This window comes from Flavobacterium fluviale (assembly GCF_003312915.1).
GTDB classification, from domain to species: Bacteria; Bacteroidota; Bacteroidia; order Flavobacteriales; family Flavobacteriaceae; genus Flavobacterium; species Flavobacterium fluviale.
This window is the reverse complement of record NZ_CP030261.1, coordinates 3,783,082-3,798,263: the sequence shown is the minus strand read 5'-3', so window position 1 is coordinate 3,798,263 and position 15,182 is coordinate 3,783,082. Positions and strand designations below refer to the sequence as shown.

Below are 15,182 nucleotides of genomic sequence, written 5' to 3'. Positions count from 1 at the left end.
CACACAACTATGTTACAATTAAGAATGAAAAGGACAGCCATTATTTTTGTAATGGCTGTGGGTTTTTTTAACCAAACCCATGCCCAGAAAAAGTATCCTTACCAAAATGCCCAAACACCTGTTGAAGACAGAGTACAAGACTTGTTAAGCCGTATGACACTTGAAGAAAAAGTACGTCAGATGGATATGTATAGAGGAGATTATTTTAAAGATAAAGAAGATTTCGCAAAATCTAAATCGGCAGAAAAAATTGGAAAATTAGGAATTGGAGCTATTCATGATCTTTATCCGCGTTCGGCGAAAATGATCAATGATTTGCAAACCAATGTAATCAAAGGAAACCGTTGGGGAATTCCTGCGCTGATTATGTGCGAAATGCTTCATGGTTACTTAGATGAAGGAAGTACGGCTTTCCCAATGAACATAGGACTTGGAGCGACTTGGGATGTTAATGTTATGGATAAAGTTGGAAAAGTAATTGGTATGGAAGCCAGAGCGCATGGAGTTCATTTTGGTTTTGGTCCAAACTTAGATTTAGGACGCGAACCAAGATGGGGACGTGTTGCTGAAACTTTTGGAGAAGATGCGTTCTTGAACAGTGAAATTGGTTTGGCATTCATAAAAGGTTTACAGGGAGACGATTTAAAATCAGATCGTTCTATTATTGCAGAGCCTAAACACTTTGCGGTTCATGGTATTCCGCAGGCGGGAGGAAATTCTTCGCCAATTTTAGTTGGAGAACGTTCAGCTCGTGAAGACCATTTACCATCTTTTCAAAAAGCATTTACAAAAGGCGGTGCGTTAGGAACTATGTGTGCGTATTCTGAATTAGACGGAATTCCTTGTGCCGCAAATCATTGGTTATTGACAGATGTTTTAAGAAAAGAATGGGGATTTAAAGGAATTGTTGTTTCAGATTTAGGAGCCATTAAATATATCCAAACGACTCACAAAGTTGCTGATTCTCCAAAAGATGCTATTAGAGAAGCGGTTTCATCTGGTGTTGATATGCAGTTTTATGATTTTAGTAATGAATTTTGGCAGAATACCATTATTGAATTGGTAAATGAAAAGAAATTGACAATGGAAAATATCGACCGTGCTGCGGGAGGAGTTTTACGTTTGAAATTTTTATTGGGATTATTTGAAAATCCGTACACAGATAAAAATCTGATTAAAGAGCGTTTTCATACTAAAGAAAATCAAGCTGTTGCTTTGGAAGCTGCTCAAAAATCAATGATTTTGCTGAAAAATGATAATAATATTTTGCCGTTGAGTAAAAGTATTAAAAACATTGCCGTTATAGGACCAAATGCAAACGCTTCAAGAATGGGAGGTTATGCTCCTAAAAATAGTGTTGGAACAACAGTTTTTGAAGGTATACAGCAAATTGTTGGAAAAACTGCCAATGTAGTTTACGAAGAAGGTGTTCCTTTAATTGTAAAAGGACAAATTATTCCATCTAAATATTTGTTTACTCCAGATGAGGCTCAAAACGGATTAAAAGGAGAATATTTCAATAACAGAAATCTAGAAGGAGCTCCAGCATTGACTCGTATCGACAGTCAATTAGAGTTTGACTGGCCTTGGGCGCCTGGAGACGGTGTTAATGTGGATGATTTTTCTATCAGATGGACAGGATTCTTAAAATCAGATCAAGCACTTGACGGATGGTTAGGTTTAAGTTCTGATGACGGAATTAGAATGTATATCGATGACCAATTGGTAATTGACAACTGGTCAAAAGGGGCAACAAGCATGGTGACGGTTCCAAAAAATATAGAAAAAGGTAAAAAATACAAAGTCCGCATTGAAATGTGGGAAGGTGGCTGGGGTGCCAGAGCGCATTTCCGTTGGAATTTAGAAAAAGTAAACTTACAGCCGGCAATCGAAGCTGCTAAAAAAGCAGATGTTGCTATTGTAGTTTTAGGAGAATCAAACGAGTTAGTAGAAGAAAACAGAGACGTTGCTTCTTTAGACTTATTTGGAATCCAACAGCAATTGATTGAAGAGATTCAAAAAACGGGAACACCTGTAGTTTGTGTATTATTAAACGGTCGTCCGCTTTCTACAAATTGGATTGCAGAAAATATTCCAGCAGTTATTGAAGGATGGTTCCCAGGAGAGTTTGGAGGAAGAGCTGTAGCAGATGTTTTATTTGGAGATTACAATCCAGCTGGAAGATTGCCAATAACAGTTCCAAAGTCGGTTGGGCAGTTACCTATATATTATAACCAAAAACCATCTGCGATACATAAATATGTAGCAGAAAGCGAACATCCTTTATATTCATTCGGTTTTGGATTGAGTTATACGAAGTTTGAATATTCAAATCTTAAAATCAGCGCAGCTGAAATTAAACCAAACGGAGAATTGAAAGTTTCTGTTGATGTTAAAAACACTGGAGATAGAGATGGAGATGAAGTGGTACAATTATATATTAATGATGTTTACAGCTCTGTTACCACTCCTGAAAAAACGCTAAAAGGATTCAAAAGATTGAATATTAAAAAAGGAGAAATAAAAAATGTTGAATTTACACTTACACCAGATGAGTTATCTATCTGGAACAGAGAAATGAAGAGCGTTGTAGAGCCTGGAGATTTCGAAGTTATGGTTGGCGGAAATTCGACAGATTTACTCAAAACTAAATTTAAGGTTTCGAACTAAAATCGCTTAAACGCAGAATAATTTTAAACGTTTTTTAGATAAAAAAAAGAATACAATTAAAAAAGGCCAAAATCTATTAGATTAATAGATTTTGGCCTTTAAAATAAGGAAGAGTTGGATTACAAATGAAAACGTTTTCTTTCAATATTTGACCAAACTTTCACCAACACCTTTTCAAAATTGTCATTTGTCGAAATTATGTATTGTTAACAAAACGTATTCTTAAATTTAACATGTTATTAACTCTAAAAAAACAACTAATATGATTAAAAACGTACTAAAATTACTGTTGGTCATATGCCTTTTCGGATTCCAAAGCCTAGAAGCGCAGACTACAGTAAAAGGAACGATAACAGATGCTTCTAGCGGAATTCCGATTCCAGGGGCAAATATTATTGTTAAAGGAACTAAAACGAGTGCTTCATCAGATTTTGATGGTAAATACAGCATTAACGTTCCAAATCAATCAACAGTTTTAGTTTTTACTTATGTAGGATCTGCTACAAAAGAAGTGGCTGTTGGAACACAAACTACAATTAATGTAGCTTTGGGTGCAGACACACAGCAGTTAGGAGAAGTAGTGGTAACCGCTCTTGGTATTAAGAGAGAGAAAAAAGCCATTACGTATTCTGCACAAAACGTTTCAGTAGATGAAATCTCTGAGGCAAGATCATTAAACGTTGCCAACTCTCTTTCTGGTAAAGTAGCAGGTCTTAACTTCTCTACTACTTCAAATGGTGTTGGTTCTTCTTCTAGAATTACTTTAAGAGGTAACAGATCTCTTAACGGAAACAACCAGCCTCTTTATGTTGTAGATGGTGTGCCAATTAGTAACGGAACAACAAATTCTAATCCTGATATTGATACAGGAGGAACTACACAGCCAGATGGTATTTCTAACATTAACCCAGAAGATATTGCTTCGATGACTGTTCTTAAAGGACCATCTGCGGCAGCACTTTACGGATCTAGAGCATCAAATGGTGTAATTGTAATTACTACAAAATCTGGAAAAGCAGGAAAAACATCTGTATCTTTATCATCTAACTTTATGGCTTCTTCTGCTTATAATTTGATGAATTTACAAAACGAGTACGGTCAAGGTACAAACGGAGCTTACGTTGCAAACTCTTCTTCAAGCTGGGGAGGCAGATTAGACGGAAGCCAAGTTTCAAACTGGCAGTTAGTTCGTAACCCAAATTATGCTGGGCCAGCTACACAAAGCTATTCTCCACAGCCTAATAACGTAATTGATTTTTACAAAACTGGTTACAACTTAGCAAATACATTAACAGTTACATCTGGTAACGAAAAAGCTCAAGGTTATTTCTCTTATACTAACACACGTGCTGAAGGTATTGTTGGAGGAAACCAAATGGACAGACACAATCTTAACTTAAGATTGACTAGTAAAATCTCTGATAAATTAACTTTAGACGTAAAAACAAACTACATCGTTCAGGATATCGACAATTTATTGAGAACTGGAGAAGAGTCTATTGGAACATCTGCTTATTTATTACCTCGTAGTATCGCTTATAACGATTACAAAAACTTCGAATATATTGATGCAGCAGGACAAAGACAAGTAAACTATTTCCTTGACGAGACAGGAGCTCCAGGCGGAAACCCATTTTGGTCTGCTTTAAGAGATGATGCTCGTACAGATAAAAGAAACAGATTTATTGGTTTAGCTTCGCTTAAGTATGAGTTTACAAAAACTTTAAGCTTACAAGGTAGAGCTGGTTTAGACCAAATGACAAACAAAAACGTAAGAAACAGATATGCAACAAACGCATTTAACAGTAACATGGGTTCATACAGTGAATCTTATGAAACAGTTAGTGAGTTAAACGTAGATGCTTTGCTTTCTTACAATGAAAAATTTGGAGATTTTTCAGTTGGACTTAATGGTGGAGCAAACGTATTGCAGCAAAATAGTTCAGCTTTAAATTCTGGCGGTGTATTGAGTAAAAGAAATTTCTTTGCCCTAAGTAACGTTCAAACTGTTCAATCTACATCTACAGCTTCAGAAAAAAGAATCAATTCACTTTATGCATTTGGTCAACTTGGATTTAGAAACTACTTATTCTTAGATGTTACAGCTAGAAATGACTGGTCTTCTACAATTCCTAATGATTATTTCTACCCATCTTTTGGTCTTTCTGCTGTTCTTTCTGATATGTTTACATTACCAGAAGTAATCAGTTTTGCAAAAGTTAGAGGTTCTTACGCACAAGTTGGTAACGATACAGATCCTTATCAAACACAACAAAGATTCTCATACATTGGTGGAAATGGTGGTATGTTATACGGACAAAACACAAAAGCTAATCCAAATTTAAAACCAGAGATATCTTCTTCTACAGAATTTGGTGCAGATGTAAGATTCTTCAATAACCGTTTAGGTTTAGATTTTACATACTTTACATCATTAACAAACAACCAAATTTTCTACATCAACACTCCTGAATCTTCTGGATATTCTAGAGCTATCGTAAATGGTGGAGATATTGAAAATAAAGGTATCGAGTTAACGCTTACTGCAACTCCAATTCAAACAGAAAACTTTACTTGGGATATTACAGCAAACTATGCTTCTTATAAATCAAAAGTAAAATCTATCTTTGAAGGAAGAGATGAGTTAGTTCTTGGAGAAGGACGTTTAGTAAGAAGTAAAGTTGTTGAAGGCGGAGAATATGGAGATTTATATATTAAAGGTTTCCAAAGAGATCCAAACGGAAATATTATTGTAAACAGTGCAGGTATTCCTTTGGCAACAAATGGATTTGATGTTCGTGCTGGTAACTTTAACCCAGACTGGACAGCAGGTTTCAAAAATAATTTCAAATACAAAGATTTCTCTTTAAGCTTCCTTATTGATTTCAGAATTGGTGGTGAAGTTATTTCATACACTCAGGCTAGACAAGCTGGTTTAGGGGTAAGTGATATTACTTTAGCAGGAAGAGAAGGCGGAATTGTAGTTGATGGTGTTGTTGCAGCTGGTAACGGAACTTACACTCCAAATACTACAAGTATTACAGCAGAACAATATTGGACAGCTATCGGACAAAGAACTCCAATTGCAGAACCATTTATTTATGATGCTACAAACATCAGATTGAGAGAACTTGTTTTTGGTTATTCATTACCAAAACGTGTATTAGGTAATTCAGGATTCTCAAGTATCGATTTCTCTTTAGTAGGTAGAAACTTGTTCTTCTTCTTAAACAAAGCAGAACATTTTGATCCAGAAGCAGGAGCAGGAACAGGAAACTTACAAGGGATAGAATCTTTCAACATTCCTTCAACTAGAGATTATGGAGTTAATGTTAAATTTGGATTTTAATTAAATAAGGGACATTATGAAATATAGTTTTAAAATAAAAACATTAGGAGTTGCATTAATGGCAGTTTCGATTTTGTCAAGTTGTGCTGGCGACTTTGATGAAATAAACAAAGATCCTAATTCATTGACTGAAGATCAGTTAGATGCTACATTAGCAGGTCCTGCATTTGCATCTGCATTATATGCAGGTATACACAACGGATCTTACTCTTCTCCAGGTGTAGATGACCAAGGTACTTGGGGTATTGCAACAGGTATTTTATCTTCTACTTTTATCCACTATTTAAACTGTGGATATGGTACTGAAAGAAATGCTTTCGTTAACGGATACGAAGGAAGAGGATGGACAAGATTTTACACAGTTGCTGTTCCTGCTTTAAACAATGCTGTTAAAGCATCTGAAGGAAATGCTGAAGCATTGGCAGTTCTTAAAATCTGGAAAGTTTTCATGTACAACCAAATGGTTGATGCTTACGGACCAATTCCTTACACTGAGGCAGGAAATGGTAAAGAAAAAGTTCCTTATGACAGCGTTGAATTTATCTACGATGATTTCTTTAAATTATTAGACGAAGCAAACGCAGTATTGTCTTCTCCTTCAACAGCAACTGTTGCGTCTCTTGCTCCAAATGATAGAGTTTATTCTGGAAGCGTAGACAAATGGAGAGTTTTTGGAAACAGTATGAGATTGCGTTTGGCTTTAAGAATTTCTGATAAAGATGGTGCAAAAGCTAAAACACAAGCTGAAGCTGCGGTAGCTGCAGGTGTTATGCAGACAAATGATCAAAGTGCATTTTTCAAAGCAAGTAATATAACTCCAAACAATTTAAACATGATCGTAAATAGCTGGGGGTATGTAATGACCGCTTCTATGGAAAGTATCTTAGTAGGATACAATGATCCACGTTTATCAAAATGGTTTGCCCCAATCGATACTGGAGTTTATAGAGGAAATCCTGTTGGTGGATTAGAAGACCAATTTGGAACTACTAAATTCTCTGCTTTTAATAATGACGTGATGGGTAATGGTGCTGCTAATAACCTTAGTGAATCTAAAAACATCGAAATTTTCATGGCTTCTGAAAACTATTTAAGCAGAGCTGAAGGTGCATTAAATGGATGGAACATGGGCGGAGACGCTAAAACTTTGTACGAAACAGGTATTAGATTATCTCTAGCACAATGGGGAATTACAGATGCTGCTGCAGTAAATGCATACATCAATGGTTCATCATTGCCAACATTACCAAATATCTTGACTCTTTATCCTACTTTAGATTTACAAGATATTCCAGTTAAATTGCCTGTAGCTTGGTCTGCATCTACTGCGGATCAGCGTACACAGATTGCAGTTCAAAAATACTTAGCTATTTTCCCAGAATCTTGGGAAGCTTGGGCAGATTTACGTAGAAGCGATGCTAAAGTAATCTATCCAGTTTTAAATACAGACAACCCTGATGCAGGTGTTGGTAAGTCTCTAATGAAGAGAATCATTTACACTACAAATGAGTACTCTTCTAACAAAGAAGCAGTTGATGACGGTATCGTAAAATTAGGCGGTGCAGATTCAGGTGGAACTAGACTTTGGTGGGACACAAAATAATTAATTTGGTGAGTAATGATCGACACAATCCTTACTTAAAATTCAAAAGGAGAGGTAACTCTCCTTTTGTTTTATACGTATGTCAGTAATTTTGATATACTCAATTTTCTCTTAACTACAGATGATTTCTCCAATTTAACAAATCATCAAACCACAAAAACATAAATAAAAATGGTTGATAAAAATACCACTAACTCCTCACAAACCAAACCAACCACATTAGTTCCAATTTTAATAATAGCAAGTCTGTTTTTTATTTTTGGATTTGTTACCTGGATCAACGGCGCTTTGATCCCGTTTATGAAAACAATTAACGAATTAACATCAGCGCAGTCATTATTAGTGGCGTCGGCATCTTATATTTCGTTTGTTGTAATGGCGCTTCCTGCCTCTTATATCTTAACTAAAATCGGCTATAAAAGAGGAATGTCTTTGGGATTATTCATTATGGGTTTCGGAGCCTTAATTTTTATTCCTGCAGCCGAAGCGAGAACGTATTGGATGTTCCTTACAGGAATTTTTATTCAGGGAGCTGGAATGACTTTATTGCAAACAGCATCAAACCCTTATATTACTATTTTAGGACCAATTGAAAGCGCGGCAAAAAGAATTTCTATTATGGGAATTTGTAATAAAATTGCTGGAGCTTTAGGCTCTCTTATTTTTGGATCTATTTTATTATCAGGCATTGATGAAATTCAGGAAAAACTGGCTGTAGTAAGCGTTTCTGAAAAGAATACATTACTAAATAATATGGCAGACAGTGTTGTAGTTCCTTACATTTCTATGGCAGTGGTTTTGTTTATTTTGGGACTGCTGATTCTTAAAGCACCGCTTCCAAATGTTGAAGCCACGCCAATTGAAGAAACAAAAGAGGGAGAAACAGCAAAAACAAGTATTTTTCAGTTTCCGCATCTTTGGCTGGGCGTATTAACTTTATTTATGTACGTTGGAGTAGAAGTTATAGCCGGTGATACGATTATAGCATACGGAATCGCGTTAGGATTTCCTGCAGACGATGCCAAATTCTTTACAACATTTACTTTATTAGCAATGGTTGCTACTTATGCTTTGGGAGCATTTTTGATTCCGAAATATATTACGCAGGCTTTGGCTCTAAAAGTGAGTGCGGTTTTAGGAATTATATTGTCATTCTGCATTGTGTTTTCTAGCGGATTTACTTCTGTTTTATTCGTTGCTGGATTAGGAATTGCAAATGCTTTGGTCTGGCCTGCAGTCTGGCCGCTTACACTTAACGGTTTAGGCAAATTCACGAAAACTGGAGCAGCATTATTAGTAATGGCAATTTCTGGAGGAGCAGTTATTCCGCCTCTATATGGGAAATTCGTAGACGGAACAAAAGCCGATCTGATCGCACAGGGAATTAGCGAAGTAAATGCAACAGCAGCAGCCTCAACAAAAGGATACTGGATTTTACTTCCTTGTTATATTATTATCCTTTACTACGCGATTTCAGGACATAAAGTGGGGTTGAAGAAGAGTTAGTTTGTACTTAGTTGTTAGTGCTTAGTGTACAGTTATAGTTCATGGGGTATTAAATAGTGATTAGTAAATATGAATTTTGGATGTTTTATTTTACAAATCACATTTTAAATTTAAGCAAAAAAAAGAATACAATGATTTTAAAAAAGAAATATATTACAGCTGCATTATTGATGGTAAGTGTTTTTTCCAATTCAGTAAAAGCACAAATTAAAGCTGTGAATATTGAAAGCAGTTATATTGCAGATCCGCCTGTTACAGCCAACAGCCACGCATCGACATTGGTTGAATATAAACCAAATGAGATTATGGCAGCTTGGTTTGGAGGCAAATACGAAGGCGCAAAAGATGTCGGAATTTATATTTCTGATTATAAAGATAAAAAATGGTCAACGCCAAAAGAGCTTATTCAGCCATTAATCAAAAACGGAGATACGCTTGCTTGTTGGAATCCGGTGTTGTTTAAAAGCAAAAGCCAGAATTTGTATTTGTTTTACAAAGTCGGAAAAAATCCAAGAGAATGGTTTGGCGCTATGATTGTTTCAAAAGATAATGGAACAACGTGGGGCGAACCAAAATATCTTCCAGAAGGATTTTACGGACCAATTCGAAACAAACCAATCGAAACTACGCCGGGCTTAATTCTCTGTGGCAGCAGTACAGAAAGTGTTGATAAAGACGAATGGAGAATTCATGTAGAAACCTACTCAGAAGCTGACGATTCTTGGAAAAAAATTGAAGTTGAAAATAATAAACAATTAAATGTCATTCAGCCTACATTTTTAATTCATAGTGAAAGTGATATTGGGATGTTGTCCCGCAGCAAACACAATAGAGTAGTTGCGAGCTGGTCTGGAGATAACGGAAAAAGCTGGATAAGAACCAATACGATTAATGTGGTGAATTCAAATTCGGGAATAGATGCTTTAACCGTAAATAAAAATCTTTTTTTATTGGTGAATAATCCACTGCCACAGGGAAAAGACTGGTTTAACGGCCGCAATATTTTAGACGTTGAATATTCTACAGATGGTTTGAACTGGAGAAAGTTATTTGATTTGGAAAATCAGCAAAAAGGAGAATTTAGTTATCCGGCAATCATTCAAACCACAGATAAAAAAGTTCACGTTTTGTATACGTACGACAGAAAGTATATTAAACACACCTCTTTTAATCTGCAGTAAAATTTAGCTTGTAATACAATATGAAATCAGTAAGAACTTCAAAATACAATTTCTTAAAAATAGGAATATTATTTTTCTATTTACATCTTAATGCTCAAAACGCTGCAACTTTTTATAAGCATGATAAATATTTGTCATCAGATAAATTGGAAGGCCGTTTTCCGGGTACAGAAGGAAATAACAAAGCAGCAGCTTATATTCAGAAGTATTTTAAAAAATATGGTTTACAAGAATTCAATAATTCTTATTATCAGCCTTTTAAAGTTTTTGTAAAAGGAGGCATCAATAAGATGAAATCAGATAGTGCTGCAACTCAAAATGTTTTGGGTTTTATCGAAGGATCTGATCCGGTTTTAAAAAACGAATATATTGTAATAGGAGCACATTACGATCATTGGGGCTGGGGCGGACCAGGTTCTGGAAGTAAAAAGAAAGAAGCGTTTGCCATTCATAACGGTGCAGATGATAATGCTTCTGGTGTCTCGGCACTGCTTTGCATTTTAGAAGAAATTTCAAAACAAAAAAGCAAACCCAAAAGAAGCATCATTTTTATTTCGTTCAGCGGAGAAGAAGAAGGATTATTAGGCTCTAAATACTTCGTAACCCATCTTCCAGTTCCAAAAGAATCCGTAAAAGTTATGCTGAATATGGATATGGTTGGAAGATTAAATGAAAAAAAAGAGCTTTATATGGGCGGTGCTGGAACTTTTCCAAATGGAGTAGAACTGATGCAAAAACTGCAGCAAAATTCAGGATTAAATCCAGTTATTCACGCAGGAGATGTTGGCGGTTCTGATCATGTTTCTTTTTATAAAGAATCTATTTCGGCTGTTGGTTTTCATACCGGCGGACATCCGCAGTATCACACACCAGAAGATGATATCGACCTCATTAATTCTGATGGGGGAGCTTTGGTTTCAAAATATATTTATAATGCCTTAACAGAAATTGCCAATTACAAAGAAGCTTTGTTTTTTATGAAACAGAATTAAACAAAGCAATTAAAAATAAGTTAATTAGTTTTTTTGTTGTTTGAAAAGGCGGTGTCTATTAAACGCTATAGATGCCGTCTTTTACTTTAAAAGCCAAGAGTTTGCTAATGTAGGACTACATTTAGAGCAGTTTTTTATAGGGAATCGACAATAAAAACCATCGTGCCAGTTTCAGCAATTCTGGATTTCATTTCAATGCAACTGTCTAGAAAGCCTGAGGACCAGTAAACGCAATTCACCTCAGGACTTACTTTTGACTTGGAACCGCTTTCGATATAAGTAACTAATTCTCTTTTTAGGTATTCAAATTCCGCATCTATTATTTCCCATAGTAACTTTTCATCTTTATAGGTTTCCTGTAGTGCATCTATATATTCTTTTTCAGCATCCGAGAGACTATATTCCGGACCTGCAATCTGTGAGGCCGAAACCCTTCCCATCAGCAGAATCATATAGTCCAAAAAACGCATGAAGTCTTTTGGATGTATCCTTTCCCCACTCCAGGCTTCAGATAGTGCATCCAGCGGATAATAGTCGGTGAAATTCCCGTATTGGAACATAAAGCTATATGCTGTCGTACCATGAAGATTAAAAAGCTCCTCGATGCCTTTGCCTTCATAATTATATCCTATTTCTCCAAGCCAATAGATAAGTTCAAAGAGTTCGCTAGGGAGTATATTGTTAATGTCCGTACTTACTTTTTGGCTGATGCTTTCATAATGTACATCATAGTCATCATCGCAAATCTTTTTTCTTCTGATAAGGAATTCTTTGAAGGATTCTGCGAATCGATCTGAAGAGATAACGGGATAAAGTTCTGCTCTGGCTATTTCTTTGTGCAATATGAAAAAGTCGGTGTTTCTGCCCATCCTATTTTATTTGTTTTTTTTGATTGTATTATGTTAATCTGGCTGGTTATCCAAATTCTGGTTGGAGTTTGATATTATTTAGATGCAAATATTGATAATCTTTTCTTTCTAAAAATGTTTTCTAATTAAGATTTTGGTCAGTGACGGTAAAATCGGGTTTGGGCATTTATTTAAACGGATAGACTATTTAAAAGTTAGTGGGTTTTTATGAAAAAATAACGACTTCTATTAAACGCTATAGATGCCGTCTTTTACTTTAAAAGCCCATGCAGCCATTGCATCAATAACGGGCAACAATCCTTTTCCAGCATCACTTAATTTATAAGTCACAAAAGGCGGTACAACTGGTTTTGCCTCGCGGATGACCAAACCATCTGCTTCTAATTGTTTCAAATGCTGAATCAGCATTTTTTCTGTTACAGCCGGTATTGCTCTTTTCAATTCGCTGTAACGTTTATCTCCAGTCGATAAATGATATAAAATAATGGGTTTCCAGAAGCCTCCAATTTTTTCCATTACAAAAGTTACAGGGCATTTTTCCAACGCATACTGCTTGTTTTCCTGAATAGTAGACGATTCTTTAATTGCTGTCATGATACATACTTTAGGGTAAGTACTTGTATAAAAGTAAGTACAAAGATACCTTTGTCTTGTTAAATAAAAAAACTTTTAAAGATGAAAATTATAATTTCAGGTTCGTTAGGAAATATCGGAAAGCCTTTAACGGCTCAATTAGTACAATCAGGTCACGATGTAACTGTTGTCAGCAGTAATGCAGATCGAAAATCTGCCATTGAAAATCTTGGTGCAAAAGCAGTAATAGGATCGGTTAGCGATGCCGATTTTCTATCAGAAACTTTTAAAGGTGCAGATGCCCTTTTCGCCATGACGCCTCCAAATATGGGCGGTGTAAATATTATTCAAAATACTACAGATGCTGGTACCGCTTTCGCGAAAGCTATTCAGAATGCCAACATTAAAAGAGTAGTAATGTTAAGCAGTATAGGAGCTGATTTACCATCAGGAAACGGACCAATTGCAGGTTTGTACAATATTGAGAAGATTTATGAGAAACTAAATACTTCAATTACATTTTTGAGAGCTGGATATTTTTACATTAATTTCTTCAACGATATTCCGATGATAAAAGGGGCAGGAATTATGGGCGCAAATATTCCAGCAGGAAATCGTATTCCGTTAGTGCATCCAGAAGACATTGCATGGGCTGCTGCAGAAGAATTGCAAAAATTACCAGAAGGAAAAAATGTGCGCTATATTATTAGTGATGTTCGCACGCCTTCAGAAATTGCAAAAACATTCGGCACGGCAATTGGAAAACCAGAACTTCCTTGGGTTGAATTTACTGATGAACAATATTTAGGAGGTATGACTCAAGCTGGAGTTCCAGAGGAAATGGCTGGTCTATATACCGAAATGGGAAGCGGACTTCGTAACGAAACCATTGCAGCAGATTTTCTAAAAAACGATGGAAAAGTTCAAGGGAAAATCAAGTTAGAAGATTTTGCAAAAGAGTTTGCTTCAAAATTTTAATCAAAAAAAAACATTCCGCTTACTATCAATAGAAGCGGAATGTTCAATTAAAAAAAAACTCAAGTAATGAATTATTTACAGTAAATACCCAACTGTAATTTTTAGAATACTCCGATGTAGTGGTTTCCTGGTTTGTTAACCAATTTAGCACCTTTAGTAACTTTTCCAGAAGGAATATCAATTACATAAATGTTACCATCTTTTCCAACTGGAGTAACAGCAATATAAAAATTATTTCCGTCAACTACAAAACCTTGGTATTGACCGAAATTTAAGTCAGCATCATAAGCAATACCTTCTACTTTTTGAGCAGTTTTTGCGTTTAGATCCAATCTTGCAAGGTATCCTTGATCATTTGCACCTTCGTAAGTGTAAACAGCATAAGCAATTCCGTTTCCAGCATATCTCCAAGCGTCGATATAAGTTCCTTTAACTCCTAATGCTGTATCTAAACTAAATACATAAGAATTGTCATATTCGTTGCTTTGGTCAATTTTTAAGATATAAGAACCTTTTTGAGTATCTCTCTGCGTAGCCTGATAAATGTTCCCGTCAGTTGCCACGAAGCTGTTAAAACTTCTGTAACCGCTTGTATCTCCAAAACCAACTGTAGAAGTAATTACTTTTGGATTTTCTAATGAAGGATAATCAACTACAACAGATTTAGAACCTAGACGTGTAAAGCTTGCAGCATTTTGTCCTGTTGCAGGATCAGTTTTACGCATCCAAGTTCCGATGATTAATTTGTTTCCTGCTTTATTTAATGTAGGAGCATCTAAACGGAAAATATGGTGTCCTTGAGCTTCTTCCTCAGCAGTTAACGGAATAGGATATTGTTTATAAGCAGAGATTAAAGTTTGCTGCATATCTAAAGATAATACAGTAGCAATTCCTCTTGTATTTTTATATGTTTTATCTTCATTTGTGCTAATAACTGGAGCAGTTACGTTTACCGCAACTCCTGTTTTATCACCATCAAAAAGTTTTACCCATCTTGGAGAAGTTCCAGCATATTGAGAAATATTAACTTTTGCCTGAGATTCTAAAAAATTACTTCCGCCGTTTACTTTGTATGTCATAAACTCACCGCCATTTGCACCAGTGTACGTAATGTTGAAAAGCGTGCTTCCATCAACAGAAGACTGAAGACGAGCTGTTCTGCTAGATTGAACAGGAGCACCATTATCATAAACATTTACAGAAAAATTAGGATCAATAGCATTTTCTTTACTGATAGAATAAACTCTTGTTCCTCCATTTCCGTCTCCTGGATCTGTCTGCATTAAGGCACCTGCAACTGTAATCCAGCGGCCATCTGTTACTGGATTTACAGGATCAGGATTGTTATTGTTATTATCGTCACTGCTGCAAGAAGTAGTCAGCGCTAATGCACCTAGCAATAAGCCAGATGTAAATAGTTTGAATGTGTTCTTTTTCATATTTATGGATTTAAAAAATTAG

10 protein-coding genes are annotated in these 15,182 nt (G+C 35.8%); 7 read left to right on the top strand and 3 right to left on the bottom strand.

Translation table 11 applies throughout. The annotated features are described in order from the left end of the window. Positions 1-9: 9 nt before the first annotated feature. The 6 genes from HYN86_RS16645 to HYN86_RS16620 all read left to right on the top strand — a co-directional run bounded on the left by HYN86_RS16645 (position 10) and on the right by HYN86_RS16620 (position 11,301). On the top strand, positions 10-2,670 hold the full coding sequence (locus HYN86_RS16645) for a glycoside hydrolase family 3 protein (protein ID WP_113679058.1): 2,661 nt from the start codon (positions 10-12) through the stop codon (positions 2,668-2,670). A gap of 262 nt (positions 2,671-2,932) precedes the next feature. After that, complete coding sequence (locus HYN86_RS16640) at positions 2,933-6,019, top strand: SusC/RagA family TonB-linked outer membrane protein (RefSeq protein WP_113679057.1); 3,087 nt, start codon at positions 2,933-2,935, stop codon at positions 6,017-6,019. Between the two features lie 16 nt (positions 6,020-6,035). Further along, positions 6,036-7,622 carry a SusD/RagB family nutrient-binding outer membrane lipoprotein gene (locus tag HYN86_RS16635; protein WP_113679056.1) on the top strand — a complete coding sequence of 529 codons (1,587 nt, stop codon included), beginning with the start codon at positions 6,036-6,038 and terminating at the stop codon, positions 7,620-7,622. A 171-nt stretch (positions 7,623-7,793) separates the two neighbouring features. After that, positions 7,794-9,128 carry a sugar MFS transporter gene (locus HYN86_RS16630; protein WP_113679055.1) on the top strand — a complete coding sequence of 445 codons (1,335 nt, stop codon included), beginning with the start codon at positions 7,794-7,796 and terminating at the stop codon, positions 9,126-9,128. A 131-nt stretch (positions 9,129-9,259) separates the two neighbouring features. Next, positions 9,260-10,309, top strand: coding sequence for a sialidase family protein (locus HYN86_RS16625; RefSeq protein ID WP_113679976.1), 1,050 nt, complete (start codon positions 9,260-9,262; stop codon positions 10,307-10,309). A 20-nt stretch (positions 10,310-10,329) separates the two neighbouring features. Further along, on the top strand, positions 10,330-11,301 hold the full coding sequence (locus HYN86_RS16620) for a M20/M25/M40 family metallo-hydrolase (protein ID WP_230406383.1): 972 nt from the start codon (positions 10,330-10,332) through the stop codon (positions 11,299-11,301). A gap of 134 nt (positions 11,302-11,435) precedes the next feature. On the opposite strand, the gene HYN86_RS16615 is transcribed toward HYN86_RS16620, so the two are convergent. Together HYN86_RS16615 and HYN86_RS16610 are read right to left on the bottom strand one after the other, a co-directional pair. Beyond that, entirely contained in the window at positions 11,436-12,170 is a 735-nt protein-coding gene (locus HYN86_RS16615) for a hypothetical protein (RefSeq protein WP_113679054.1), read from the bottom strand. A gap of 228 nt (positions 12,171-12,398) precedes the next feature. After that, the gene (locus HYN86_RS16610) at positions 12,399-12,764 is read right to left on the bottom strand and encodes a winged helix-turn-helix transcriptional regulator (RefSeq protein WP_113679053.1); all 366 of its coding nucleotides are present in this window, start codon (positions 12,762-12,764) and stop codon (positions 12,399-12,401) included. 81 nt (positions 12,765-12,845) lie between these two features. Between HYN86_RS16610 and HYN86_RS16605 the strand changes: the two genes are divergently transcribed. Then, positions 12,846-13,721, top strand: coding sequence for an NmrA family NAD(P)-binding protein (locus HYN86_RS16605; RefSeq protein ID WP_113679052.1), 876 nt, complete (start codon positions 12,846-12,848; stop codon positions 13,719-13,721). 101 nt (positions 13,722-13,822) lie between these two features. Here the strand turns inward: HYN86_RS16605 and HYN86_RS16600 are convergent, their stop codons facing one another. Next, entirely contained in the window at positions 13,823-15,160 is a 1,338-nt protein-coding gene (locus HYN86_RS16600) for a hypothetical protein (protein ID WP_113679051.1), read from the bottom strand. Positions 15,161-15,182: the final 22 nt, after the last annotated feature.